The 24,209-nt window shown below is 40.7% G+C and carries 27 protein-coding genes and 2 pseudogenes; 21 read left to right on the forward strand and 8 right to left on the reverse strand.

What is annotated here, in order from left to right; translation table 11 throughout:
• Nucleotides 1-118 precede the first annotated feature (118 nt).
• Both ACTNBR_RS14230 and ACTNBR_RS14235 read right to left on the reverse strand, forming a co-directional pair.
• The gene (locus tag ACTNBR_RS14230) at nt 119-910 is read right to left on the reverse strand and encodes an ATP-binding protein (protein WP_441018857.1); all 792 of its coding nucleotides are present in this window, start codon (nt 908-910) and stop codon (nt 119-121) included.
• Complete coding sequence (locus ACTNBR_RS14235) at nt 904-1,542, reverse strand: Mu transposase domain-containing protein (protein WP_441042720.1); 639 nt, start codon at nt 1,540-1,542, stop codon at nt 904-906. The genes ACTNBR_RS14230 and ACTNBR_RS14235 overlap by 7 nt, the downstream gene beginning before the upstream one ends.
• Here ACTNBR_RS14235 and istA point away from each other — a divergent pair.
• Genes istA through ACTNBR_RS14250 form a run of 3 tightly spaced genes read left to right on the forward strand, consistent with a single transcriptional unit; the run spans nt 1,487 to nt 4,195 of the window.
• Complete coding sequence (istA, locus tag ACTNBR_RS14240) at nt 1,487-3,043, forward strand: IS21 family transposase (RefSeq protein WP_441018853.1); 1,557 nt, start codon at nt 1,487-1,489, stop codon at nt 3,041-3,043. The two genes, ACTNBR_RS14235 and istA, sit on opposite strands and share 56 nt — an antisense overlap.
• Entirely contained in the window at nt 3,033-3,773 is a 741-nt protein-coding gene (locus tag ACTNBR_RS14245; protein ID WP_441018851.1) for an ATP-binding protein, read from the forward strand. The genes istA and ACTNBR_RS14245 overlap by 11 nt, the downstream gene beginning before the upstream one ends.
• Nucleotides 3,770-4,195 (forward strand): hypothetical protein, encoded by a 426-nt coding sequence (locus tag ACTNBR_RS14250; protein WP_347379344.1) that lies wholly within the window; start codon nt 3,770-3,772, stop codon nt 4,193-4,195. The genes ACTNBR_RS14245 and ACTNBR_RS14250 overlap by 4 nt, the downstream gene beginning before the upstream one ends.
• On the opposite strand, the gene ACTNBR_RS14255 is transcribed toward ACTNBR_RS14250, so the two are convergent.
• From ACTNBR_RS14255 to ACTNBR_RS14270, 4 genes and pseudogenes are all read right to left on the reverse strand, one after another.
• Complete coding sequence (locus ACTNBR_RS14255; RefSeq protein ID WP_347379334.1) at nt 4,133-4,270, reverse strand: cysteine-rich KTR domain-containing protein; 138 nt, start codon at nt 4,268-4,270, stop codon at nt 4,133-4,135. The genes ACTNBR_RS14250 and ACTNBR_RS14255 overlap by 63 nt on opposite strands.
• 121 nt (nt 4,271-4,391) lie before the next feature.
• Entirely contained in the window at nt 4,392-5,747 is a 1,356-nt protein-coding gene (locus tag ACTNBR_RS14260; protein WP_118084629.1) for an MATE family efflux transporter, read from the reverse strand.
• Entirely contained in the window at nt 5,740-6,189 is a 450-nt protein-coding gene (locus tag ACTNBR_RS14265) for a MarR family winged helix-turn-helix transcriptional regulator (protein ID WP_347379335.1), read from the reverse strand. Before ACTNBR_RS14265 ends, ACTNBR_RS14260 begins: the two co-directional genes overlap by 8 nt.
• Nucleotides 6,190-6,202: 13 nt before the next feature.
• Nucleotides 6,203-6,385 (reverse strand): annotated as a pseudogene (locus tag ACTNBR_RS14270) (TnpV protein); the annotation flags it as partial.
• Between ACTNBR_RS14270 and ACTNBR_RS14275 the strand changes: the two are divergent.
• Nucleotides 6,384-7,304, forward strand: a pseudogene (locus ACTNBR_RS14275) (IS256 family transposase); the annotation flags it as partial. The pseudogenes ACTNBR_RS14270 and ACTNBR_RS14275 overlap by 2 nt on opposite strands.
• Before the next feature lie 546 nt (nt 7,305-7,850).
• Here the strand turns inward: ACTNBR_RS14275 and ACTNBR_RS14280 are convergent.
• Together ACTNBR_RS14280 and ACTNBR_RS14285 are read right to left on the reverse strand one after the other, a co-directional pair.
• Entirely contained in the window at nt 7,851-8,384 is a 534-nt protein-coding gene (locus ACTNBR_RS14280) for an HdeD family acid-resistance protein (RefSeq protein WP_347379336.1), read from the reverse strand.
• A 72-nt stretch (nt 8,385-8,456) separates the two neighbouring features.
• On the reverse strand, nt 8,457-8,897 hold the full coding sequence (locus ACTNBR_RS14285; protein ID WP_262655201.1) for an Hsp20/alpha crystallin family protein: 441 nt from the start codon (nt 8,895-8,897) through the stop codon (nt 8,457-8,459).
• A 340-nt stretch (nt 8,898-9,237) separates the two neighbouring features.
• On the opposite strand from ACTNBR_RS14285, the gene ACTNBR_RS14290 reads away from it, so the two are divergent.
• The 17 genes from ACTNBR_RS14290 to ACTNBR_RS14370 all read left to right on the forward strand — a co-directional run bounded on the left by ACTNBR_RS14290 (nt 9,238) and on the right by ACTNBR_RS14370 (nt 24,004).
• Nucleotides 9,238-9,669 (forward strand): MarR family winged helix-turn-helix transcriptional regulator, encoded by a 432-nt coding sequence (locus ACTNBR_RS14290; protein WP_154433057.1) that lies wholly within the window; start codon nt 9,238-9,240, stop codon nt 9,667-9,669.
• Between the two features lie 211 nt (nt 9,670-9,880).
• Nucleotides 9,881-10,168: a co-chaperone GroES gene (locus ACTNBR_RS14295; protein WP_347379337.1), complete on the forward strand. Its 288-nt coding sequence runs from the start codon at nt 9,881-9,883 to the stop codon at nt 10,166-10,168.
• Nucleotides 10,169-10,193: 25 nt separating this feature from the next.
• Nucleotides 10,194-11,807 carry a chaperonin GroEL gene (gene groL, locus ACTNBR_RS14300; RefSeq protein ID WP_283231171.1) on the forward strand — a complete coding sequence of 538 codons (1,614 nt, stop codon included), beginning with the start codon at nt 10,194-10,196 and terminating at the stop codon, nt 11,805-11,807.
• A 105-nt stretch (nt 11,808-11,912) separates the two neighbouring features.
• Complete coding sequence (locus tag ACTNBR_RS14305) at nt 11,913-12,416, forward strand: flavodoxin family protein (protein ID WP_262655205.1); 504 nt, start codon at nt 11,913-11,915, stop codon at nt 12,414-12,416.
• Between the two features lie 51 nt (nt 12,417-12,467).
• The gene (locus ACTNBR_RS14310; protein ID WP_154433061.1) at nt 12,468-12,995 is read left to right on the forward strand and encodes a MarR family winged helix-turn-helix transcriptional regulator; all 528 of its coding nucleotides are present in this window, start codon (nt 12,468-12,470) and stop codon (nt 12,993-12,995) included.
• Nucleotides 12,979-14,310, forward strand: a complete 1,332-nt coding sequence (locus ACTNBR_RS14315) for a citrate/2-methylcitrate synthase (RefSeq protein WP_416888015.1) — start codon at nt 12,979-12,981, stop codon at nt 14,308-14,310. The genes ACTNBR_RS14310 and ACTNBR_RS14315 overlap by 17 nt, the downstream gene beginning before the upstream one ends.
• Nucleotides 14,304-15,182: a DUF445 domain-containing protein gene (locus tag ACTNBR_RS14320; RefSeq protein WP_441018849.1), complete on the forward strand. Its 879-nt coding sequence runs from the start codon at nt 14,304-14,306 to the stop codon at nt 15,180-15,182. The genes ACTNBR_RS14315 and ACTNBR_RS14320 overlap by 7 nt, the downstream gene beginning before the upstream one ends.
• A gap of 474 nt (nt 15,183-15,656) precedes the next feature.
• A complete protein-coding gene (locus tag ACTNBR_RS14325) occupies nt 15,657-15,842 on the forward strand; it encodes a helix-turn-helix domain-containing protein (protein ID WP_075671598.1) in 186 nt (61 codons plus the stop codon).
• A gap of 130 nt (nt 15,843-15,972) precedes the next feature.
• Nucleotides 15,973-16,944: a helix-turn-helix domain-containing protein gene (locus ACTNBR_RS14330; RefSeq protein WP_441018847.1), complete on the forward strand. Its 972-nt coding sequence runs from the start codon at nt 15,973-15,975 to the stop codon at nt 16,942-16,944.
• 3 nt (nt 16,945-16,947) lie between these two features.
• The gene (locus ACTNBR_RS14335; protein ID WP_441018845.1) at nt 16,948-18,339 is read left to right on the forward strand and encodes a tyrosine-type recombinase/integrase; all 1,392 of its coding nucleotides are present in this window, start codon (nt 16,948-16,950) and stop codon (nt 18,337-18,339) included.
• 225 nt (nt 18,340-18,564) lie between these two features.
• Nucleotides 18,565-19,743 (forward strand): AAA family ATPase, encoded by a 1,179-nt coding sequence (locus tag ACTNBR_RS14340; RefSeq protein WP_427808693.1) that lies wholly within the window; start codon nt 18,565-18,567, stop codon nt 19,741-19,743.
• On the forward strand, nt 19,740-20,480 hold the full coding sequence (locus ACTNBR_RS14345) for a hypothetical protein (RefSeq protein WP_427808694.1): 741 nt from the start codon (nt 19,740-19,742) through the stop codon (nt 20,478-20,480). Before ACTNBR_RS14340 ends, ACTNBR_RS14345 begins: the two co-directional genes overlap by 4 nt.
• 842 nt (nt 20,481-21,322) lie before the next feature.
• The gene (locus ACTNBR_RS14350) at nt 21,323-21,676 is read left to right on the forward strand and encodes a ParB N-terminal domain-containing protein (protein WP_427808695.1); all 354 of its coding nucleotides are present in this window, start codon (nt 21,323-21,325) and stop codon (nt 21,674-21,676) included.
• A gap of 503 nt (nt 21,677-22,179) precedes the next feature.
• Nucleotides 22,180-22,608, forward strand: a complete 429-nt coding sequence (locus tag ACTNBR_RS14355; RefSeq protein WP_441030326.1) for a hypothetical protein — start codon at nt 22,180-22,182, stop codon at nt 22,606-22,608.
• Between the two features lie 4 nt (nt 22,609-22,612).
• A complete protein-coding gene (locus ACTNBR_RS14360; protein ID WP_441018841.1) occupies nt 22,613-23,026 on the forward strand; it encodes a hypothetical protein in 414 nt (137 codons plus the stop codon).
• Nucleotides 23,027-23,201: 175 nt separating this feature from the next.
• Complete coding sequence (locus tag ACTNBR_RS14365) at nt 23,202-23,540, forward strand: MmcQ/YjbR family DNA-binding protein (RefSeq protein ID WP_427808780.1); 339 nt, start codon at nt 23,202-23,204, stop codon at nt 23,538-23,540.
• Nucleotides 23,537-24,004, forward strand: coding sequence for a YaiI/YqxD family protein (locus ACTNBR_RS14370; RefSeq protein WP_427808781.1), 468 nt, complete (start codon nt 23,537-23,539; stop codon nt 24,002-24,004). The genes ACTNBR_RS14365 and ACTNBR_RS14370 overlap by 4 nt, the downstream gene beginning before the upstream one ends.
• The last annotated feature ends 205 nt before the right edge of the window (nt 24,005-24,209 follow it).

Genomic DNA, 24,209 nt, shown 5'->3' on the forward strand with positions numbered 1-24,209 from the left:
AGTGGATGCTCTTTTTTCATTCACTTGATAGGTGAAAAGCAATATTCAGTTAAAATACAGTAACAACGTGGCTTTCAGCCACTTTCACGGCACAACCGTGAATAATTCAGGATTATTATCAATCATGGTTAGCTCCTTTCTGAGAAGCCTGTAAACCATGACGCTTTCTCATAGATGTTTTTCCTTCAATGAGGATGTCATAAGCGTTGTTCGTAATGCGATCCATGATGGCTTCCGATATCGGACTTCCTTCATCGAATTCCGGATCAATGCGACCATACCATTCCTCATTGTTATACTGTGTACAGAAGATCATGGACCCTTTTGAGCTGTTCACACGGGATTCCACGATTTCTAACAGGTTGTATGTTTCCTGTGGTGTAAGCTTGCGAATCAGCCACTCATCAATAATTAGAAGGTCTACCTTTTGATAAGCTTTAATTGTTTTACGGAAAGAACCATCTGCTTTTGCAAGATTAAGTTCATCCAACAGTTCTGGCATTCTGATATATCGTACCGTTTTATATTTCCTGCAAGCAGCATTACCAAGTGCACAGGCAAGATATGTCTTACCGGAACCGCTGGCACCTTTTAGAATGATATGGTGATTCTCGCTGATATACTGACAGGTGGCAAACCGTAGCAGCTGCGCTTTATCCAGTTTTCGGTCAGGCAGATACTCGATATTTTCAATACATGCTGTCGGTTGGGAAAAGGTTGCCAGTTTAATCAGTTTTTGAAGTTTATTCTGTTGGCGTCTGTTCCATTCGGCATCCACCATGAGCGCAATTCGTTCTTCAAAGGCAAGTGTTCCATATGTCTTGGAATCATTTAACTGGTTTTCCAGTTCCGATGCCATTGCACTGCAATGCATGGCTTTTAATGTTTCAATCGTAGAATTATCTAGCATGAGGCATCACCTCCATTTCTGTAGGCAGATGCGCCTCTGGTAATTCCCTTGCTGCGCTTTTCGGAAACAGGACGTTCTTCTACTGTCTTTTCCAACGGAAGTTTATCCTGTCCATTTTTCAGAATGGTGGCAATACTTCTTAAAGAAGGCTGTGAGGTAAAGGATAAAAGTCTCTCACAGGCTCTTTCAATACGGATTTGTCCGTAGCGGTCTGTCATTTTCATCAGGCTGACGCAGTATTTATAACCCTGTTCCGGTTCTTTGCCGGAATAAAGAAAGTAATTGACGACCTTTGATGTGAATTCACCAATACATTCCGCCCAGTTTTTAAACTCCTCCGGATTATAAGTAAGATATTTCTGGTGCTCTGGCGGCATGTGTTCTTTGATAGAAATAGGATCCCTCTGTGCCTCGCTTCTTCTTACATGAGAAGCAACACGGCTTCCGTGAAAAAATACTTCCACAGTTGTTCCGGTACAGCGAATGTCCACATGTTCACCGATTAAATCAAATGGAACTGAGTATTTATTGATTCCATCCGATATGAGATAATCGTTCTGAACCTTGGCAGTCATCATGGAGCTTCGGGATGCAGGATTGTCTCGAAGTGCGATCGCATCCACAAGACACATCTCAAGGCACTCTGTCAGTGAGGTTTTCAACATCGCTGATGAGAAAGGTATCCATTACGATGATATCCGCGCCCTCGACGATTCGGAGGTCTATCACATCTTCTATCCGGAGAAGTTTGCGAACGAGACCATGTACGGAGATCCTGACTACGAGCATGTGCATCAGGAACTGAAAAAAGTAGGCGTGACCCTCAAGCTTCTCCATGAGGAGTATGTCGACCGCTGTGAACGGAATGGGGAGATCCCCATGGGCAAGACTAAGTTTAACGAGGGATACGCCGAATTCACTGTCGCCAATCGTCTCACTAACCACCTCGAGCACAAGCCCGGTGAACGAGCAGAGGTCGATTGGTCCGGACCAACCATGCACTACGTGGACATGAGCACCGGTGAACTGATCACTGTCTATCTATTCGTCGGAACACTCCCGTATAGTCAGTATTCGTACGTAGAGCCGTGTCTGGACATGAAGATGGACACCTTTATCCGGTGCCATATCCACATGTATGAGTACTTTGGTGGCGCCCCGATACGGACAGTATGCGATAACCTCAAAACTGGTGTCGTGTCTCATCCAAAGGAAGGCGAGATCATTCTGACAGATGATTACGCGGCTCTTGGATCGCATTACATGACCGCAATCATGCCTGCCGGTGTAAGAAAGCCGAAGCAGAAACCATCTGTAGAAGGCACTGTCGGGAAGATTGCAACGTCTATCATCGCCCGGTGCCGTAACGACGTGTATTACTCCTTCACAGAACTCAAGAAGGCTGTTTCTGACAAGCTACATAAGTTCAACCACGAGGCATTTCAGAAACGTGAAGGGAGTCGTTATGAGGTTCTGCAGGAAGAACGGGATTTCCTGAGGCCGCTTCCTGATGTTCCTTATGAGATTGCAGAGTGGGTCTATGATCGTGCCGTCAACCTCGATTTCCATGTAGTGTACAAGAAAAACAGGTATTCATGCCCGTACCAGTACGCGAAGAAGAAGGTCGATCTCAAAGTAACGGACCGCTTTGTGGAACTCTATCACAAGGGGGAACGTCTGACGACACACAACCGCTTTCCGGATTACATGAAGAACAAGTATTCCACGCATCCGGAAGACATGCCGCCTGCATTTCGCAACATCGTTCAGTGGGATGACGAGAGGATTAAAAACTGGGCAAGTTCAGTCGGGAAATCGACCAGACAGGTCATCGACCGTATCTTTAGCAACGTCGGAATAAAAGAACAGGGCTATAATCCCTGCCTTGCCATACTCCGCCTCAGCAGAACGTATACAGATGCCCGTCTGGAAACCGCCTGTGATCTTGCTATCAGCAGAGGGATTAAAGTGCCCCGTTACCATCACCTTAAAGCAATCCTAACAGCGAATCAAGACATCAGTTATAAAGAACAGCTAGAAGCCGCTTCCGATTATTCTGCTGATGACTCCTCCATGGGATATCTCCGTGGCAGTGATTATTACCGGAAGGGAGGGGATTCTGATGCTAAATGATGAGACCAGAAGAAAACTCCGCCTCATGAATGTCGGAGAGTTCATTGATGAACTCGAAATACAACAACAGGATCCACAGACGCTGGCTCTTCCCTTTGATGACCGTTTTCAGCTCCTTACAGACGGTGTTTATCAAAGAAAGTATAACGATAAGGTACACCGGTTGATTAAGACTGCAAAGCTCCGGCTCCCAAAGTCAGACATTCACGACATCCTTTACATTGACAAACGACCTCTCAACAGGGGCATTATTGCTGATCTGGCTAGCTGCAGGTTCGTTGACGAAAGCCGCAGCGTTGTGTTCCAGGGATATCCTAGCTCTGGGAAAACCTTCCTGGGGTGTGCAATGGCAAAAGAAGCCTGCAGACAACTACATAAAACCCGATACATCCGCCTCCCTGATCTTCTGGAAGAATACGCTGAGAAATCAGTGCTTCCCGGTGGAAAGAACAAGGTGCTGAACAAGTATGCAGCTTTCAAGGTACTTGTTCTGGATGAATGGCTTATGCCGGAATTGTCCAAAGCAGATGTCGAGTTCATCCTTGAATTGACAGAACGCCGCTTTGACAGTACGTCCACGATTTTCTGTACGCTTTATAAGCGCGAGGACTGGGTCAAGCGGCTGCGAGGCGGGACTTATGCCGAGTCTATCGTAGAGCGCTTCGCGCATAACACTACTTGGATCGAAACCGGTGATGTTAATATGCGGCAGTATCTATCACATGCTTGATGACCTGGGCTGAACTGCGACCAGCCTTTGCTAAACGGCGATACCCATGCGCTGAACGCGCTTCAGCGCATGGGCTAATCGCCCGGAATAATCAAGAAGCTACTTCTGATTGGCGAGCCGGATCTGAATTAGAGAAGGATGATTTCGTTAAAAATAAGGACAACCAAAATCAAACGATTGAAGTAGAGAACAATAATATTGATTATCAATATGTATGTAACACTAGTGGAATACAGGCAGATGGACTGATCAGAGATGGTCTGGAAAGGGCAATTTTACAGCTGACAGAATTCAGTGATCTTCCAGCAAATGCATCTAAGATCGAAATAAAGAATGCTATTCGGGAACATCAGACAGATTTAAAGAAAGCAAAAGAACAGTTGCTGTTTACACTTCGGACAGTAGAGTGGAAAGTTCTTTAATTCGGTATCTTCTTGCATTATCGTTCGGGTTTTATTTCCACAGATAGGACATAGAACCCATTTTATAGTTTCCATATTTTTCTCAATCCTTACTTCTAAATATTATCCTACTTAAAATTTATCGCAACGGTTTTTAAGTTTTTGCTTCTTGATTACTTAACGGCGGAAAAAGAATGTTTTCACATAGGGCTGTTGTTTACATGTCATTTTTTTGTTTTTTTAATTCTATACCCACCAGTACAACAGATAGCATAAACGCTGAAAAATCAGCAACAGGTCCCGCAAGCAATACTCCCATAATTCCGAAACGAAGCGGGAGCAGCAGGGTAAGCGGAATCAACACAAAGGTCTGCCTTGTTAATGCCAACAGAGCACCTTTTAACGATTTTCCTATTGCGGTAAAAAAACTGGAAGAAAGCAACTGCACACCATTTACCAACACCATGAAAAGATAGGTACGCATGAACAAAACAGCAAATTCAAAATACAGCTCGTCCCCATCTCCGAATAGCGAAATGATAGATTGCGGGAAAAATTGAAATGCGATGAAAGCAATTGTGGAAACAACAAGGTTCCATTTTACCGCAAGCAGGTAAGCCTCCCGTACACGATGGTATTGCCCTGCCCCATAGTTGAAGCCGATAATCGGCTGTGTTCCCTGCGAGATTCCTACAACAATCGCAAGGATTATGGCATTTGTTTTCATAACGATTCCGCAAGCAGCTAAGGGAATATCTGTTCCATATTTTGTTAATGCGCCGTAATAAGTCAACGAATTGTACTGAATGATTTGAATCACGGTAACTGCAATCTGGTTTGAGCTGCTGCTGATTCCCATGCTGCAAATTTTCATGCTTTCTTTGATGTCCAATAAAAACGACTCTTTTTCAAAATGGATTGTTTGGAAACGCCATAGATAACGGAGTGCGAGTATGAAGGAAAAAATTTGCCCAATAACTGTTGCCCAAGCTGCGCCGGCAATTCCCCAATCGCAAACAAAGATAAAAATGGGGTCAAGAATGGTATTGATAATAGCTCCCACAACCATGCAGACCATTGAATACTTTGGTTTTCCATCTGCTCGAATCAAATTGCTCATACCATTCGTTACAATGAGAAACGGCATTCCAATCAATGTTATGCTGGCATACTGCTTTGCATATGGAAATACATCTGTCGTTGCCCCAAATGCCTTTAGGAGCAAAGACAGAAAAGTTTCTCCAACCAGCAAATAAATAATTCCGAAAATTCCCATCAGAACAATACCATTTCCCGCTGCTTTGGCGGCAGCTTTCGGCTCTTTGCGTCCAAGACAGAGGGAAACACGGGAAGCACTGCCAATTCCGACCAGTAGTGCAATGGCAAGGCAGATGGTAGAAAACGGGTAGGCAACATTGGTTGCTGCATTTCCCAAATAACCGACCCCTTGACCAATAAAAATCTGATCCACAATATTGTAGATTGAGCCGATAAGAGATGCCACAATACTGGGAACAGCAAAATTTTTCAACAGCTTTGAAATTTTTTCATAGCCCAGAGGATTTTCAGTCATTGAACTCCTCCCCCTTTCTCTCTATATGGAGTTCCGATGTGATATTTCTGCCCGCCTGTATTAAGAAATCCATAAAAAGGTTCTGCTCGGATTCGCTCATACCCTGCAATAAAAGAGCTTCTGTCTTTTCGCATATCATCTGTATCTCGTCAATAATAGACAATGCTCTTTCTGTAGGATACAATTTACATGTCCGCTTATCCTTATCATTGGGAGAACGTGTAATCATTCCCTGCTTTTCCAATGTCGCAACCGTCCGTACAATATTGCTTGGATGAACATAGAACATATTCAACAAAGAATCTTGTAGAATACCGGGCGAACGACAGATTTTGATTAAGAACATATATTGACTGTTGTTGATTCCATAGGGGACAAGTTGCTTGTCCAAATAGATTTTGTAAAATCGGTCTGTTACGGAAAGCCATTTTAATAGTTTCATAGATATATTCCTCCTAACCACCAGTATCATAACGCAATATGCGTGCGCACGCAACTACTTTTAACATTATATCTGCCGCTTTGTCCTCATAAACACAAATCAATTCTACATCTATAATCTCTACTGCTCTGCTACGAATATTATTCATTTTCCCGACCCATTCAAGCTGATTTTCTGCCTTTAGCTGTTCTGTTACTGTAACTCAGGACATGGAAGAAAAAATACTTTCCATGTATGCCAAAGGAATGACCACCGGAGACATTGAATCTCACATGCGTGAAATGTATGATATTGATATTTCTGACAGCACAATCAGCAGAATCACAGACAAAATCCTGCCGATTGTAAAGGAATGGCAGGAACGCCCTCTGGATGAAGTGTATGCCGTTGTATTTATGGATGCCATCCACTATCATGTCCGCAGCGAAGGACGTATTGTAAAACGCGCAGTCTACATAGCCCTTGGTATCGACATGAATGGAAAAAAGGACGTCCTTGGCATGTATGTTGGAGAAAACGAAAGCGCCAAGTTCTGGCTCTCCATCATGAATGGACTAAAGAACCGCGGAGTTGAAGATATCCTGATAGCATGTGTGGATGGACTAAACGGATTTCCACAGGCAATTGAAGCTGTTTATCCAAAAACAGAAATCCAGCAGTGCATTATTCATCAAATCCGTAATTCAACGAAGTTTGTTTCCTACAAAGACATCAAAAAGCTGATGGCTGATCTGAAGCTTGTATATGCGGCTCCAACGGAAGAAACAGCTTTAAATGAGTTAGAATTGTTCAAAGATAAATGGGATTCCAAGTACCCGAAAATCTATAAATCCTGGCATGATAACTGGGCGACCCTGTCCACATATTTTAAATATCCGGAGGCAGTAAGACGTCTAATTTACACCACAAATGCCATTGAAGGATTCAATCGTCAGCTCCGGAAAGTGACCAAAAGCAAGACCGTTTTTCCGTCAGATGACAGCCTTTTGAAAATGCTGTATCTGGCAACCCTGGATATCACGAAAAAATGGACCGGGCACAGGCAGGACTGGGGGCAAATCCACTCCCAGCTTGAAATCTATTTTGAAGAGCGTCTGATTGGACGCAACCTGTAAAACCAGCTTGTTTTGGGCAGGTTTTATTGACATGCCCAAAAACTCCTGTATAATGCAGATATGGGCAGAATCCGGAAAATCGGCTCTGCCCATTTGTAACTATTCACAAATCTTATATCAGTTTTAAACGTTTACACAAAACTTGAAACGGTCTCGATATGGATATGAAAAAGTATTTCAAAGAAATCGCAATCTTAATTGCACAAAAGTTGGAAGTTTTCTTAAAGAGCTTCGAAAAGAAAAGAATATTACACAGGAACAGTTGGCAGAAAGCATGTGATTGATGGCGCGTTTTGGTTTGAGTAGGAAAAACATGGGAAGTTAGCAATAAAACATTACGCGAGTAAACTCGCATAAGATGATTTCCACTTCCCAGACATCTGATTTCCAGATTTCCGGAAGTGCGATTTCATCGCACAAGAATATTCAAATTGTTTTTGGAATTAGGCATTCGTTAAAAAAGGCTGCACACAATTTTGTATGCAGCCGAATCTATATGAAGAGGTGCCTTTTTTCCTCCTTGGCAATGTTATTTTTTGTTATATTTTATATCCAGAAGCGATTGGAAAAGCATCCACGCATGACAGATACAATACCCTGTAGGATCAGGAAAAATCCGATTACCCAGGCCATAGCTGCAATACTTGCAAATGGATGTGTGAATGACAGAAAACCAATCACAGTCAGAAGGATTCCAAGTACTGTAAACCAGCCCCAGCCCTTTACTCCCAGTTTTTGAAGGTCAAAGGAATTAACCAGTTTGGTGATACCTGAAAAAATCAGCCACATTCCTAAAATAAAGGAAATAGTCATTGCTGTAAACCATCCATTTCCCAAAATGAATAAAGACATCAGTACGGTTAGAATGCCGTCAGCAAGAAACCAGCCAGATCCTGCCATATAATCATGACCGGCTGCAAATATCACAATATCTATAATGCCGGAAAACATCATGGCAACTCCAAAGATAATGGGAAGACCATAAAGAATTTTTCCGGGATTCCTCAAACATCCGATCCCGGTTATAATCAGAAAGATTCCGGCTAAAATCCATAATACTCTTGATGTCGTTTTACTCATATCAAAAACCTCTTTTCCGATTGCATTTGGCTTTTAAAACAGGCAGGGGTTTTATTCCCTGCCCGTTTGAGATTAACCTTCGATGGAAATATAATGTGAGTTGTTTTCTACTGCCTTCTGCTCTTTTGGAACAGTAAAGGAAAGAATACCATTTTCAAATTTCGGATGGATGTCTTCTCTCTGAACATTATTTCCTACATAAAAGCTTCTGCTTACATTTCCGGTATAACGCTCGCGGCGGATATATTTTCCTTCCTTATCTTTTTCATCTTTATCCAGACCTTTTGCTGCACTTACAGTTACATAACCGTTTTCAAGCTGGATCTGAATCTCGTCTTTCTTAAATCCAGGAAGATCAATTGCCACTTCGTAAGCGTTGTCTTTTTCCTTCACATCAGTCTTCATGATATGGGGAGCATGTTTTCCATACAATTTTTTATCGATGTCCGGAAAAGCAAAATCATCCATAAAATCATCAAATAAATTTTCTCCAAAAATACTAGGCATTAACATAAGTCATATCTCCTTTCATGACATAAACTAAAGTTTGCACTATCGGAGAAACCCGAAGTGTTGATTTATGAATATCAGGAAGAAAAATCATATTCTCTTTCTTTGTTCTATGCGTAATATAACATATGAATTAGCACTCGTCAATAGAGAGTGCTAATAATTGTGTGAAGATTTTGTGAACTTTGCGAAATAAAATAATTACTGATATTAGATTCAGCGGAATAGATTCCAGATGTTAATCATTAATTAAGAGGAAACAAAAAAGTCGTTTAAAATTAAATGGTGACGAATTATTAAACTTGTGATAGAATGAAAAAAACATTGAAAGAAGCTGAACTAAATGGATACACAAATTGATATCATATTGCAGGGAGGACAGTTTAAAAAGCTGTTAGAGGAACAGAGCGTTGAATTACGAGAAAAATATGATATGAAAAGAGCAGAACTGGAGATATTATACTTCCTGTCAAAATGCGGAACACATAATACCTCTACGGATATCCACCATCAGTTGATGATGAACCGTGGACATATTTCGCAGGCAGTTGACAGTCTCTGCAGGAGAAATTATCTTATTGCGATACCGGATAAGAATGATAGAAGATATATTCATTATGAAATATCTGATTATGCGAAGGATCTGGTAACAGAAATGACGAAGAGAAGGGAAGCAATGAACGGGATGATTTTAAAAGGTGTGTCGGAAGAAGAATTGAAGGTTTTTCGGGAAGTATCGGAAAAAATCAGGAAAAATATAAATGAATTAATTTAGATGATCAAAAGATGCAAAGTAATGGTTAAGGTGCTTCGCATCTTTTTTAAATTATTTTGGAAACCTATTGACAAGAGAAATACAGATGATATAATACTTTAAAAATAAATAATTTAAAAATAAAATATGTTTCGCGAGAAACATATTTTTTGCGAAACACGATGGCACTCAACAAGCAAGAGTGCTAACAAAAGAAAGGCAGGTTATTCATATGAAATTAAAACCATTGGGTGACAAAGTAGTTCTTCAGTATCAGGATGTTGAAGAAAAGACAGAATCAGGAATCATTCTGCCAGACAGCGCAAAAGAAAAATCGCAGGAAGCTGTAGTAATCGCAGTTGGTCCGGGAAAATGTAAAGACGGACAGAAAGTTCCCATGCAGGTAAAAGAAGGAGATAAAGTCATTCTTTCCGAATATGGCGGAACAGAAGTAAAAATTGGCGACGAAGAATATAAAATTGTAAGTCAGGACGATATTCTGGCAATTGTAGAGAAATAGAAAGTGTTGAAAGAAGGAAATTATCATGGCAAAAGAGATTAGTTTTGATATTGATGTTCGAAAAAAGATGGAGGCCGGTGTAGACAGACTGGCAGATACAGTAAAGGTAACATTGGGGCCAAAAGGAAGAAATGTTGTACTGGATAAATCTTACGGTGCACCATTAATTACAAACGATGGTGTGACCATTGCAAAAGAGATCGAACTGGAAGATCGTTTTGAAAATATGGGCGCACAGCTTGTAAAAGAGGTGGCTACCAAGACAAACGACATTGCAGGAGATGGAACAACAACAGCTACAGTTCTGGCACAGGCACTTGTAAAAGAAGGAATGAAAAATATCGCAGCAGGGGCAAATGCCATTGTTTTAAGAAAAGGAATGAAGAAGGCAGCAGATGTGGCTGTACAGGCAATTGAAGAAATGAGCCATCCTGTTACTGGGAAGGATCATATTGCAAAAGTAGCTGCAATCTCTTCCGGTAATGAAGAAGTCGGTGAGATGATTGCCGATGCAATGGAAAAAGTCGGAGAGAACGGCGTTATTACGATTGAAGAATCAAAGACCATGAAGACGGAGATCGACGTAGTCGAAGGTATGCAGTTCGATAATGGATATCTTTCCGGATACATGTGTGATGATAAAGAAAAAATGATCGCCAACATGGAGGATCCTTATATCCTCATGACTGATAAGAAGATTTCAAATATCCAGGACATCCTTCCCATTTTGGAAAATGTGATGAGAGAGAGGAAAGAACTCCTCATCATTGCAGAAGATGTGGAGGGAGAGGCACTTACCACATTGATTGTCAACAGACTGAGAGGTACCCTGAAGGTCGTTGCTGTAAAGGCACCGGGATATGGTGACAGCAGAAAGGCAATGCTTGAAGATATCGCAACACTTACCGGCGGTCAGGTGATCATGGAAGATCTTGGCCTTGAACTTAAAGATACCACGATGGATATGCTTGGCCGTGCAAAATCTGTAAAGGTTACAAAGGAAAATACCACGATCGTAGACGGTGCCGGGAACAAGGAAGACATTGATGCACGCATCGCCAGCCTGAAGAGACAGATGGCTGAAACAACATCCGATTTTGATAAAGATAAACTCATGGACCGTATCGCGAAGATGGGCGGAGGCGTTGCAGTGATCCGTGTCGGCGCGGCAACAGAAACAGAAATGAAAGAAGCTAAATACCGCATGGAAGATGCCATGAACGCAACAAAAGCAGCCGTATCGGAAGGCATTATCTGCGGTGGCGGATCTGCATATATCCATGCACAGAAAAAGGTAGAGGAACTGTTAGCAGCCCTGGAGGGTGATGAGAAGACCGGAGCCAGAATCGTAGCAAAGGCACTGGAAGCACCACTGTATACGATTGTGGAAAATGCAGGTCTGGAAGGCCCGGTTATCGTAGACAAGGTAAAGAAGAGTGAGCCTGGCATGGGATTTGATGCAGCCTCAGAAACCTTTGTGGATATGATGAAACAGGGTATTATTGATCCGGTGAAGGTAACAAAGAATGCATTAATGAATGCGGTAAGTGTGGCAGCTACACTTCTTACTACAGAAGCTGCGGTAGCGGACATTAAGGAAAATACACCTGCGCCGCAGCCACAGCCGGAAATGTATTAAAGAGAACAGGTAAAATCAAATCATTGGCGAGCAACAAAATGGGGAGATGGCTGGTACATCTCCTCTTTTTGTTCGCTTCTGTTTTTATGTGAAATGAGGTCCATTATGAAATATGCAGTTATATATCAGTCAAAAAGTGGCAATACACGTTTAATAGCAGAAAAGATCTATGGTGCTTTAAATACAGAGGATAAAACAATTGTAGATATTGATACAGAGCAGGATATACCTGCGGCGGATGTCTATCTGATCGGGTTTGGAATTCATGGTTATTCCTGCAGCATGGATATCTCAGATGTATTTGAGCAGATTACAGGCGGAAAATATGCAGTGTTCGTTACCTGCGGTTATGTGCCGACAGAACAATATAAAGAAAAGCTTGAAAAAAATCTTGAAGTCTGGTACCCGGATGAGGGAGAGTATCTGGGAATGTTTCTCTGTCAGGGGAATGTGGAGTCAGATAGAAGGAAAATTATGATCAGCCAGATGCCAAGTAAAGAAAAAGAGATGCAGCAGATGTTTCGACTGGGAAATACCCATCCGGATGAAGAAGATCTGGAAAATGCGGTTGATTTTGCCATTAAAATTCAGGCAGAAATTGGGGATTAAATAAGAAAATAACATGTATTGATGTAAATAAAAAGAGAGGAGCGGTTGAAGATGCCAGAGCAGAGAGAAATATTGAATGCAAATGAAATCAGAAAGTTTACAAATGAATTAACCTATCGTCGGTATCTGATGAACAAAGGAAAAATACAGGAACTGTTTCGTAAAATGACTCTTCAGGAGTATATTGCTTTGTATACTATAGAATCTGAGAGAGAAAATTCTCCGAATAATAATGGGAGAACGTATTTAAAGGATTTATCAGAAAAGATGCAGCTGACAATACGGCAGACATCAAAAATGGTAGAAAAGCTGAAAGATCGTGGACTGGTACTGTGGTCTTATGAAGGAAGCGGAAGTGAAGGAACATATGTGACTGTTACAGAAACGGGACAGAAACTGTTTAAGGGTCAGGAAATGATTCTGAGAGAATGTTATGGAAAAGTGATCAACAAATTCGGAAAAGATAATTTGATCATGTTATTAAAAATGATGAAACAACTGGATAACCTGATGTGCAGCGAAATAAAAGGGATGGGAGAGGTCGATTCGTATGGGAGAGCTGATGAAGCGGATGAATGATTATGCTGTGCAGAATGAAGCTATCTGCCGGAAAAATGATCATATTGATCCTAGATTGTATGAAGAGTTTGGTGTTAACCGGGGGCTGCGGGATGAAAATGGAAAAGGTGTGCTTACCGGTTTGACTAAGATTTCCCGTATTGTATCATCATGTGTGAAAGATGGAGAAAAAGTACCTTGTGACGGGGAATTGTGGTATCGTGGATATAAGGTAGAAAAATTGATTGGCAATCTTGGAGAAGAACAGCTTGGTTTTGAAAAGATCGCTTATCTTCTGTTGATGGGGGAATTGCCTTCAGAAGATGAAGAAAAAAAGTTCCGGGAAGTGATTGGCACATGCAGAACGCTTCCAACGAACTTTACCAGAGATGTTATTATGAAGGCACCATCTGAGGATATTATGAATTCAATGACAAGAAGTATTCTGACACTGGCTGCTTATGATAAAAAGGCAAAAGACATCAGCGTCAGTAATTCGTTGCGGCAGTGCATCCAACTGATTAGTGAATTTCCACTCCTTGCTGTATATGCATATCATGCCTATAATCATTACGAAAAAAACCAGAGTATGTATATCCATAATCCGGATCCGAAACTGTCTACAGCTGAGAATCTTCTAATGATGCTCAGGCATGATCAGAAATACACACCGGTTGAAGCGAAAGTTCTGGATACTTCATTGATTCTTCATATGGAACATGGCGGCGGAAATAATTCTACTTTTACAACCAGAGTGGTGACCTCTTCCGGTTCAGATACATATTCAACAATTGCTGCCGCTATGTCATCTTTGAAGGGACCGAAGCATGGCGGCGCAAACATAAAAGTTGTGGAGATGATGGATAATATACGGGAAAATGTAAAGGATTTTTCTGATAAAGAAGAAATATCAGCATATCTTATGAAGATAATTGACAAACAGGTATTTGACAAAAAAGGGTTGATTTACGGAATGGGACATGCGGTGTATACATTGTCGGATCCAAGAGAAAGAGTATTTAAAAAATATGTGGAAGCGCTGGCAAGAGAGAAAGGCCGGGAGAGCGATCTCCAGCTCTATGAGAATGTTGAAGTGATTGCACCTAAACTGATTGCAGAAAACAGAAATACTATAAAACGAGTGAGCCCGAATGTGGACTTTTACAGCGGATTTGTATATGACATGCTAGGCATTCCACGTGAATTATATACTGCGATTTTTGCAGTAGCGAGGGTAGTCGGGTGGAGTGCGCATCGTATGGAAGAACTGATCTGCACAGATAAGATTATCCGTCCGGCTTATATGAGTGTTATGGAGGAAAAAGAAAAATGTTAGAAAAACTGGCAGGACCCATTATAGGGGCATTGATTGGATACTGTACTAATTATATCGCTGTCAAAATGCTGTTTTATCCTAAACAGGAAGTCAGAATCTTTGGACGAAAACTTCCTTTTACTCCGGGGGCAATTCCTAAAGGAAAGCCAAGGCTTGCCAGAGCAATCGGAATTATTGTGGCGGACGATCTTCTAACGGAAGATGATATTAAACAGAAAATGATTTCTTTGGAAACAGAAAATGCTGTTGTGGATCAGATTGTTCAGGGATTATCTGTTGATCTTCATACCTGTGTTTCAAAAGTATGTTCGTCCGAGTTGAATTATGAAGAGATAAAAAACAGATTGATTTCTGAACTGTCCAGCCAGATCCTTGATTCTGTTCAACATATGAATCTGGATAATCTTATTGTTCAGGAAGCCGGAAAAGCTGTTAAAGCCAAAACAAAGGGCTCCATGTTGGAAATGTTTCTGAATGATGAAATGCTTAATTCCCTGATACAGCCTGTTGGAGGAGAAATAGTAAAGTATATTAATGAAAAAGGACCAGATTTTATAAAGGAAGAACTGGAAACTAAAATTGATACGTTAGGAGAACAATCTGTCATAGATCTCTGTAACCATATGAATATTTCGGAAGGAGCCGTTCGAAAAATAGTAGCAGATTTTTATCACAAAGCAATTGATTCTGTCATCGGAAAGCTGATCGGTAATTTGAATATTGCAGAAATTATCGAAGATAAAATCAATGCTATGAATGTAGATAGTCTGGAGAAACTGGTGCTGACTGTGATGAAAAAAGAATTGGATACAATTGTAAATCTTGGGGCTTTAGTAGGTGCAGTTTTAGGAGTTTTAAATATTATTACATAATTTCTTATGTAAAGAAGATAATGATTGTAAACTAAGTTTTCATGGATGAATGAAAAGATATATATGATATAGCACAAATAGGACAAGAGGACAACAGGAATTTACTGTGTAGTTGTGATTGTATTGATGAACACTGTTTGTAAGAGATAACCTCCAGTTTATCTGTTTCTTAAAATGACAATATCATGGAATAAATACAACATAATGAGAACATGTTACCTTCGTATGATTCGATTCATACGGAGGTTTTCTTTTGCCCATTTTTCTCATCTTGACTTTTTTTAACTGAAACATGTTGTATAAGCCCCTCTGAAACTTTGGATATATAGAGGGACATTTATATCCGCGAGCAACGGGCCAAGCGGACATGCTTGCATGCCCATTTGGCGACTGCCGCGAGAGCCAAATGCCCCGTCACTTGCGGGAGTATTTGGCATGTCGCCTCCAAAATAATGAAATGTGAGGTAATGACATATGTCAGAGAAAAGATGTTATACAGTAAAAGAGTTACAGGAAATTCTTGGAGTCAGCAGACCGACAATATATAACCTTCTGAAGAAAAATGAGTTCCGGTGGATCCAGCTGGATGGCGGAAAGTACCGTATTTCCAAAAAGAGCTTTGATGACTGGCTGGATAAGCTGCCGGAATCTTCCAACTAATCTCCTATCCGGATGAAAAATCGACTCTCCGCTCCGCTTCGGTCGGTGCTAAACGAATGCCACTGGCATTCAGCACCCTAAATTTTTTTGAAAAAGTGCGGTATGGTATGGGAAGAAGGAGGAAAACTTCATGGATGAGAAGGGAAAAATGAATACCGAGAAATACGAAGAACTGATAAAGGAAGTGGAAGCAAACAGCCCATACAAAAGGCTGTCTTCTGCGAAAAAGAAATGGATGAGTGTTTCTGAGATGGGCGAGCTCCTGGGGCTTAAAAAGACGGATCGGTATTGGCTGGTACATAAAAACTTTTTTGAGACCAAAGAGATTGCCGGAAAGATGCGGGTCAATATTGAGAGTTTTGAAAAGTGGTATGCGAATCAGATTAAATATCATAAAGTCAACGGAGAAGAACCGGGAAAGGAATTGAAAGAATGGTCTTATTCTGTTCCGGAACTTGCAGAAATGCTGGAAGTTACGGATGGTGTCGTTTATGACCTGATCAAGCGGAATAATATCGAAGTCGTGATTGTGGATTACTGGAAACGTGTACCAAAAGCTGCATTTCAGAAATGGTATGACGGACAGTCCAGATACCGCACGAAGGATGATAAAAAGAGGGATGCCGAAATGGAGGCCGCTACTCTCACTATGCCGGAAATGGCCAGACAGCTGGGAATCACCAGAAATCAGGTATATGGCATCCTGAATAGTCAAAAGTATCAGCATTTCTTTGAGTTCGTCACGATCGCTGATCGAAAAAGAATCACGAAGGAAAGCTTTCAGAAGTTTCTGGAAGGGCAGGATGAATGTCATCTGGATCCGGCGAACGATTATGAAGAACTGGCAATGGAAGAAAATGTGGCACTGGCGAATTATCGGAGAAAGAAACTGGCACAGACCGGGGAACGAGGAAGGAATGGCAATCTGCAGTATCTTACTATAGATGAAGCAGCCTTTATGGCAAAGGTCAGCCGGTCCATGATAAATGTCTGGTACACAAAAGGATATTTTCCGGTTGTAAAAATAAGGAACCATGTTCGGATCAAACGAAAAGAATTTGAAGCGTGGCTGGAAAAGAGAAATATAGAAGGGGGTTGTTAAATTATGGCATCGATCAGAGAACGAAATGGAAAATTTAATGTAATCTATTCCTATACTGATGCAGACGGGAAACGGAAGCAGAAATGGGAAACTTATGCTACAAAGGCAGAGGCAAAGAAACGCAAGAAAGAAATTGAATATAAAGAAGAAATGGGATCCATGATAATCCCGCAGTGTAAAACCATGAAGGATCTTCTGGCAGAATATGTTGCCCTGTATGGGAAGGACAACTGGGCATTATCTACGTATGATGGAAATGTTTCTCTCATAAATAATTATATCCTTCCGATCATCGGGGATGAAAAACTGTCGGAGATCAATACCCGTTTTATTGAAAAATATTATCAGAGATTGTTGAAAGCTCCGGCTGTGGTCAATCCTATAATTGGGAAAAGAAAGAATGAATATGTATCTACCAGTACCATCAGAGATATCCATAAACTCCTCCGAAGCTGTTTTAAACAGGCTGTCAAATGGGAACTGATGGAGAAGAATCCTTGTATCTATGCGACCGTACCAAAACATAAAACAAAGAAACGTGAGATTTGGACTGTAGAAACTCTGATGTACGCACTGGAAGTATGTGAGGATGATCGGCTAAAGCTGGCAATGAATCTTTCCTTCTCCTGCTCTCTCCGGATCAGTGAGCTTCTGGGGCTTACCTGGGATTGTGTGGACATCTCGGAGGAAGCAATTGAGGAAAACCGGGCATATCTGTTTATTAATAAGGAATCCCAGCGAGTGAGCAAATCCGCTTTAAAAGAGCTGGATGCAAAAGATGTGCTGCTGATATTTCCGGAAAAAAGCAAGACCAATAAAACAGTCCGTGTTTTGAAAACACCGAAGACAGACAGCAGTGTCCGAAAGGTTTTCCTTCCAAAGTCTGTCGCAAAGATGCTGATCGAATGGAAAGAAAAACAGAATGAGACAAAGGAAGTTCTTGGAGATGAATACATGGACTATAACCTGGTCATGGCAAGTACGTTTGGTCTTCCTTTGGGGGATGGTGCGATCCGGAAGCCATTAAATCAGTTGATTAAGGACTATGATCTCCCACCGGTTGTTTTCCACAGTCTTAGACACAGCAGTGTTACCTATAAGCTGAAACTGAATGGTGGAGATATTAAGGCTGTCCAGGGAGATTCCGGACATGCCCAGGTCAGCATGGTTACGGATGTATATTCCCACATCCTGGATGATGACCGGAAGAAAAATGCAGAGCTGTTTGAAGAAGCATTTTATGAGAAAAAAGATCTGGATCCGCAGATGCATCCGAATACAGCACAAAACACGGTAGCGGTTCCGGAAGGCGTGGATGCAGAACTGCTTGCAAAGGTTCTTTCCAATCCGGAAATGGCAGCATTACTTGCATCATTGGCGAAGACAATGAAGTAATGAAAGTATTTGTTTATTCTGTTTTAAATAGGGAAATAATGTAATAAGAATAATATCTAATATTTGTTTAGGTATCAAAAAAAAGAGAAAAACATAAAATCTAAAATAAATTAATTGCTGTAAAATAAAGGTTTTTTAGAGTTTAGATATAGACATATTTTTCAAACATTATTATAATTAAATCAGATTAGATATTATAGAAACTTGGGATAAGAGGAGGATTCAATGAATATAAAAGAAATCAAAATTAAAAATTTCAAATCACTTTATGATGTGTCTTTCTGCCCTGGGAATATCAATGTTTTTATTGGCGCCAATGGTTCAGGAAAATCTTCTGTTCTGGAAGCTATTGGTGTGCTGAGTGCAGCCATGACAGACCGTGTGAATAATAATAGTCTTCAGCGGAAGGGGGTTCGGCTTAGTACTTCATCATTATATAAGTCGCAGTTTCGTTCTATTGAACGAAGTATGCCAACGGTTGATTTTGCCATGAGCTGGAAGAGAAATAAAAACGAGTATGAATATTCTGTACATCTTACTACACCTGCAGATGATGATACCTGGAAATATCATTCGGAAAGTGTTTCTAAAAACGGAGAAAATGTATTTGGCCGAAGTAATCGATCAAGCGTACAATTAAATAATAAGGTAGGATATTATGCTCTGTCAGAAAAACTGAACGGAGAAGAATATACAGATATGGGAAACTATATCTCTGGGTACGGAATTTATCAGCCGGATACTCTTACTCTGCGTGGAAATGTGGCAGATCCTACACAGGTTACGCCAATCGGACTGAATGGCGGCAGACTTGCTGATGCAATGGAGGATTTATTCTCGGCTGTAGATGATGAGATAATGTTTGGAGCAATGAGTATGGATGATGTTCTTGAATTAATCGAGTGGGCATCGGATATTCATATCGCAAGGCCCAAAAAGTCGAATCTGAATCCGGGAGTTCCGAGTACACGACAGGTCATCGAATTTCAGGATCGTTTTTTAAAGGATAAAGCAGTATTTACCGGATATGATGCCAGTGAAGGTGCTTTGTATGTTCTGTTTATGCTGACACTGGCTATGCATCCGGATGTGCCGGGAATGTTTGCGATTGACAGTTTTGATCATGCTTTAAATCCTAGACTGGCAAAAAGAATCACAGAAGTATTCAGTCAGCTGATAATTGAGAGCGACAAGACGGTTTTCATGACAACACATAACCCCCTTGTACTGGATGGACTGAATCTGGCGGATGATAGGATACGACTGTTTGCCATTAATAAAAATAAGTATGGGCACGCTGAATTAAATAGAATCCAGATTTCTCAAGAACTTTTAGAAACAGGACAATCCTTATCCAGACTTTGGATTAACGGACTTCTGGGAGGTGTTCCGGAACTGTTATGAAAAAGAGGATAGGAATTGTAGGTGAAGGACCGACAGATTATCTTGTACTTAAATGCATGATCGATCAGATAACCGGAGAAGAAAATGATTATCTGAGAATTCAGCCGGAACAAAATATGCTAGGCGAGTACGGAAATGGGTGGAAAGGTGTATGGAACTGGTGTGAGTCTACAGGACAGAATCTGGATAAGATTATGAAGGGTATTTCTCCTAAGATTGATATGATTGTAATTCAAATGGATGGGGACGTGGCTCGGAAAGAAAAAGAGGTTCATTGTCGGTGTGCAACTGTGGAATGTGAGCATAAGGGGAAAGTTCATCCATTAGGATGTGAAACGTTAATAGATGGCTCATGTCCAGTAGACATTCCGTGTAAAGATCATGAGAACACACCGGAAGGATATCGCAGCCATATAACACATTGTGTTTTACAATGGCTTGGAACAGATACCGAGAGAAATGATATTATTATTACGGTGCCATGTGACAGTACAGATACATGGATTGTTGCTGCTTTTGATCCTATGGAGGAGATAGAAAAAATCCAAAATCCATGGAAGGATATTATTTCCAGAAAAAAGGATTACCATGGAATAAGAATACCAGGTCATAAAAAGAATAATCGTATATACCAGCAGCTGATTCCTACTTTGGAAAGTCATTGGAAACAAGTAATTGATTTGTGTGATTCTGCTAAGTATTTTGAAAAAGCAGTAAAAGTAGCCTGGGGTGAATAAAGAAAATATCTCCATCATTTAGCAACAAAATGATGGAGATATTAATGAAATGAAGGAGATTTTGGTAAAATGGTGCCGGGCCGGCAACTGGATATGTTCGTATTTAAATCGGCTGTCGTGGTCAAAACACCATAGACAAATCAACAACAACGTTGTATAGTAATAATAGAAATCTGGTCAATTGAATATTGTTTATCATTCCCGCTTGTAAGGGGATGGTAGCCGGAAGATGATATCTGTCAGTAACAACAGAGCTTTCCCCGGATGTTAGCAGCTGCAAAGAATCTGCTAATTTTCAGGTCTTATCTGGTCTTGACAGAAAGGGTATTCAGATTACCATAATTTGATTCGAAAATAAAAAAAGTCCTTGATAATAAAAGGCTAAACATATCAGTTCTTGACGGGGATTGACAGAACCACAGAGCTCTCCTAAGCGAAGGGTCGGAGGTTCAAATCCTCTTGTCGACGGTGGGCATCGGAATGATTAGCAGAAATTGCGAAATCATTCCGATTTGTCTTTGTAACGGTAAAAAATCACTCCGTTTTACCCTCGGAATTACAAACGAAATAGGGATTCGGATAATGAAAATTTCCCAACAAAAAAGTACCTATTTCCAAAACAGGAAAATGAATTCTTCTAAGAAATTATGGCGACGATGCTGTTTTCGCCAGTATGGTTAGCGTTAAGTATTGTTAAAATCAGTACTTTCTTAGCAAAAATTCATTGAATGACAACTCTATATAAGTTATTGAATGACAATGCTCATTCACAGATCTGTAAATGGTCTCGTGAATGGGCATTTTTCTTTGCATTTAAATAGCCAAAAAAGGAGGGAATTCTAATGAATTGCAAAAAGAATGCGAACAGCAATCCGGGCGAAGAAAAGCAGCTGTTTCATCCAGAGAGTGAGAAAGTCGTAGAGATCGGACTGGAGCGATTAAGGCCATTTAAAAATCATCCATTTAAGGTCAAAGAAGATGAGGCTATGGCTCAGCTCATGGAAAGCATTGAGCGATATGGAATTATGAATCCGTTGATCGTGATGCCGACGAGAGAAGGAGTATATCAGATCGTTTCCGGACATCGAAGAAAGTATTGTGCCGAGAAGCTTGGATATACTCAGGTGCCGGTAATCATCCGATACATGAAAGAGGATGATTCAATTATCTCCATGGTAGACTCCGTGCGCCCGTAAGGCGCTTGGGGTGGACACCCAAGCGGCGTGGGTCATTATGATTTTGCTCTGAGAAAGCAATAAGAAAAATTATCAAGTGTGAAAAACACAATCTTATCGCCAACAACTAACCTCGAGTGGAAACATAAAGGGGACAACAGCACGTTTGTAAAGGCACAAGTCAGCGAAGCTTCCAAGCTGCGACTGAGTGTCGAGGCGAAAGGTACTATATGAGGATGAAGGCTACACTGCTTGAAGGAAAGTCAGAGGCTGGAGCTAACCATCTCCACACCGAAGGGAAGATGTTACGGTGGTGCATTGGCGGATTAGTATTTTGCTGTCTGCAATCCGTGGGATAATCGATGCAAGCTAGCCATAAGTAATGGAAAATGACGAAAACTCCCATACCGACAATAGTACAACTTATCATAATGATGCTAAACGGGGATTACCTAAACTGAAATGCCCATGGGCTATGAGTAATGCCGAAAGGTGATAAATCTCAAGTGTAAAAAGCAAGAGAGATGACTCTGAATATTCAGCATGGTAACGGAGCCGTCGTAGTAGTCCGCGGACCTTGGATTGACAAGGATAGCCGTAAAAACCATTCATCTTGGAATATAGCATGTATAAGACCTTTGGACTTAAATATCAAAAGAGCGTTTACAAGATACAGAGAAAATACCGTTCCGGTATGGCTGCTCCTTGCTTTTAACGGAGTATGTGTCAGCGCAGTCGTGAATCTCTACTGCGTGGCAAAGGGACTTGCTGGTCTGCTTCTTGGAGCAATGCTTGTGTGTACCTTTATCTGGTACCGCACCCGGTTCATGAACTATATCCTTTTGGGAGTTGCTGAATTCATGCTGGCAGGAGTATTGGCTGCAGGAGCATTTATCCTGGCACTTGTAACAGAAGCAAGAGACGGTGTAGGAAGATTTATTATCGGAGGTTGAGAAGATGAGAAAAGAAAAATATATTCAGTTGCCGCCAATTCCAGAAGAACTGGATGGAAATGTCGTTCGTATGATTTGGGAATATACAAAACTTCCAGAGAAGGAACAGCAGTTTGTTTATGAGCAGTATAAAGTATTAAGCGATGATCCCAGAAACGAAAGTGATGTGGACGCTGTTTTAATTAAGCCTGATTATCCGGAAAATATAGAAGAATTCGGAAATAATATGAAGGCTGTCATTGCAGAATTATTCCGGGAAGCGGTAGGATTAGCCCAATATGTTTATGAGGAATGTTTTGTAAATGGTAAAGACGTAGAAGAAATTTTGAGTGATGATCCCAGAAAGACGGAAGCTATTCTTGCAACGTATATGCTGTTTTTGAATAATGGGAACGGAGATGTAGGGATGCCGTCATAATAATTCAATAACATATAATATCACCACAGAAGAATTCTGAATTTATAAACAAAAAGACTGTTCGCAATTACCGGACAGTCTTTTTGTTATGGACATGCTGTAGATTTAATTTACGACTGCGAGTACAATATATAAATAGATCAACATAGAGAAAATATAAAAATGAGGAGAAGATATGCAGACAAGGCAGGAGGCAATACAATATTGCCATTCATTTCAAGATGTATATGAAGATTATCCTTTTCATGATGATAACTGGTGTGTTATGCGTCATAAGGGAAATAAGAAAACATTTGCGCTTATTTATGATAAAGATGGTTATGTATGGATAAATGTAAAATGTGATCCGGAATGGAGAGAGTTCTGGAGAAATGCTTTTGAATCTGTTGTCCCGGCTTATCACATGAACAAAACACACTGGAATTCTATTATCCTGGATGGCTCTATTCCGAATAAAGATATCCAGCGTATGATTGGGGAAAGTTATGATCTGACGAAAGGAAAGAAAAAATGAGGATATTAGTAGATGCGGATGCCTGTCCGGTAGTGTCCATCGTAGAAAAAACAGCAAAGAAATATGAAATTCCGGTTGTTCTCTTATGTGATACAAACCATGTTTTATACTCAGATTACAGTGAAGTAATCACAGTGGGAGCCGGAGCCGATGCTGTAGATTTTAAACTGGTCAGTCTGTGCCAGAAGGGTGATATTGTTGTAACACAGGATTATGGTGTGGCTGCAATGATTCTGGGAAAAAGTGCTTACGGTATTCATCAGAGCGGTAAATGGTATACAAATGAAAATATCGACCAGATGCTGATGGAACGTCATCTGGCGAAGAAGGCAAGAAATGCAAAGAAAAAGCATCATTTGAAAGGTCCGGCAAAACGGACGGAGGAAGATGATCAACGATTTGAAGTATCTTTGGAGAAACTCATCTCAGTAGTAGATCGAAATCCCCTACTGAGACAAAATTAGAATGAGAATGAAAAAACCTCGCTATGGTAGAAATATAATATTGTTGATATAATCACTATATGGTTCGGAGGGATTGAAAAAGAGATAATATGACATGGAGCTTCCTGTATACTTTAAAGAGTAAAGGGAATTGACCAAAAAGAATACCTCAAGTAAATTTAGATTATTACTGACCGGGCAGTTAGTAAAATCTAAAAACACAAGA

Origin of the sequence: Bariatricus sp. HCP28S3_F11 (assembly GCF_052065395.1) — a bacterium.
In the GTDB taxonomy this organism is placed as follows: Bacteria; Bacillota; Clostridia; order Lachnospirales; family Lachnospiraceae; genus Allocoprococcus.

What these genes read in the sequence shown, in the direction of transcription:
- ACTNBR_RS14360 (WP_441018841.1), top strand. Translation starts at nt 22,613, where the DNA reads ATGAGAAAAGAAAAATATATTCAGTTGCCGCCAATTCCAGAAGAACTG.
- ACTNBR_RS14260 (WP_118084629.1), bottom strand. Translation starts at nt 5,747, where the DNA reads ATGACTGAAAATCCTCTGGGCTATGAAAAAATTTCAAAGCTGTTGAAA.
- ACTNBR_RS14370 (WP_427808781.1), top strand. Translation starts at nt 23,537, where the DNA reads ATGAGGATATTAGTAGATGCGGATGCCTGTCCGGTAGTGTCCATCGTA.
- ACTNBR_RS14315 (WP_416888015.1), top strand. Translation starts at nt 12,979, where the DNA reads ATGAAGCGGATGAATGATTATGCTGTGCAGAATGAAGCTATCTGCCGG.
- ACTNBR_RS14295 (WP_347379337.1), top strand. Translation starts at nt 9,881, where the DNA reads ATGAAATTAAAACCATTGGGTGACAAAGTAGTTCTTCAGTATCAGGAT.
- ACTNBR_RS14290 (WP_154433057.1), top strand. Translation starts at nt 9,238, where the DNA reads ATGGATACACAAATTGATATCATATTGCAGGGAGGACAGTTTAAAAAG.
- ACTNBR_RS14310 (WP_154433061.1), top strand. Translation starts at nt 12,468, where the DNA reads ATGCCAGAGCAGAGAGAAATATTGAATGCAAATGAAATCAGAAAGTTT.
- groL (WP_283231171.1), top strand. Translation starts at nt 10,194, where the DNA reads ATGGCAAAAGAGATTAGTTTTGATATTGATGTTCGAAAAAAGATGGAG.
- ACTNBR_RS14325 (WP_075671598.1), top strand. Translation starts at nt 15,657, where the DNA reads ATGTCAGAGAAAAGATGTTATACAGTAAAAGAGTTACAGGAAATTCTT.
- ACTNBR_RS14280 (WP_347379336.1), bottom strand. Translation starts at nt 8,384, where the DNA reads ATGAGTAAAACGACATCAAGAGTATTATGGATTTTAGCCGGAATCTTT.
- ACTNBR_RS14235 (WP_441042720.1), bottom strand. Translation starts at nt 1,542, where the DNA reads ATGTGTCTTGTGGATGCGATCGCACTTCGAGACAATCCTGCATCCCGA.
- ACTNBR_RS14365 (WP_427808780.1), top strand. Translation starts at nt 23,202, where the DNA reads ATGCAGACAAGGCAGGAGGCAATACAATATTGCCATTCATTTCAAGAT.
- ACTNBR_RS14345 (WP_427808694.1), top strand. Translation starts at nt 19,740, where the DNA reads ATGAAAAAGAGGATAGGAATTGTAGGTGAAGGACCGACAGATTATCTT.
- ACTNBR_RS14340 (WP_427808693.1), top strand. Translation starts at nt 18,565, where the DNA reads ATGAATATAAAAGAAATCAAAATTAAAAATTTCAAATCACTTTATGAT.
- ACTNBR_RS14265 (WP_347379335.1), bottom strand. Translation starts at nt 6,189, where the DNA reads ATGAAACTATTAAAATGGCTTTCCGTAACAGACCGATTTTACAAAATC.
- ACTNBR_RS14285 (WP_262655201.1), bottom strand. Translation starts at nt 8,897, where the DNA reads ATGTTAATGCCTAGTATTTTTGGAGAAAATTTATTTGATGATTTTATG.
- ACTNBR_RS14330 (WP_441018847.1), top strand. Translation starts at nt 15,973, where the DNA reads ATGGATGAGAAGGGAAAAATGAATACCGAGAAATACGAAGAACTGATA.
- ACTNBR_RS14230 (WP_441018857.1), bottom strand. Translation starts at nt 910, where the DNA reads ATGCTAGATAATTCTACGATTGAAACATTAAAAGCCATGCATTGCAGT.
- istA (WP_441018853.1), top strand. Translation starts at nt 1,487, where the DNA reads ATGGAGCTTCGGGATGCAGGATTGTCTCGAAGTGCGATCGCATCCACA.
- ACTNBR_RS14305 (WP_262655205.1), top strand. Translation starts at nt 11,913, where the DNA reads ATGAAATATGCAGTTATATATCAGTCAAAAAGTGGCAATACACGTTTA.
- ACTNBR_RS14355 (WP_441030326.1), top strand. Translation starts at nt 22,180, where the DNA reads ATGACTCTGAATATTCAGCATGGTAACGGAGCCGTCGTAGTAGTCCGC.
- ACTNBR_RS14335 (WP_441018845.1), top strand. Translation starts at nt 16,948, where the DNA reads ATGGCATCGATCAGAGAACGAAATGGAAAATTTAATGTAATCTATTCC.
- ACTNBR_RS14245 (WP_441018851.1), top strand. Translation starts at nt 3,033, where the DNA reads ATGCTAAATGATGAGACCAGAAGAAAACTCCGCCTCATGAATGTCGGA.
- ACTNBR_RS14350 (WP_427808695.1), top strand. Translation starts at nt 21,323, where the DNA reads ATGAATTGCAAAAAGAATGCGAACAGCAATCCGGGCGAAGAAAAGCAG.
- ACTNBR_RS14255 (WP_347379334.1), bottom strand. Translation starts at nt 4,270, where the DNA reads ATGGAAACTATAAAATGGGTTCTATGTCCTATCTGTGGAAATAAAACC.
- ACTNBR_RS14320 (WP_441018849.1), top strand. Translation starts at nt 14,304, where the DNA reads ATGTTAGAAAAACTGGCAGGACCCATTATAGGGGCATTGATTGGATAC.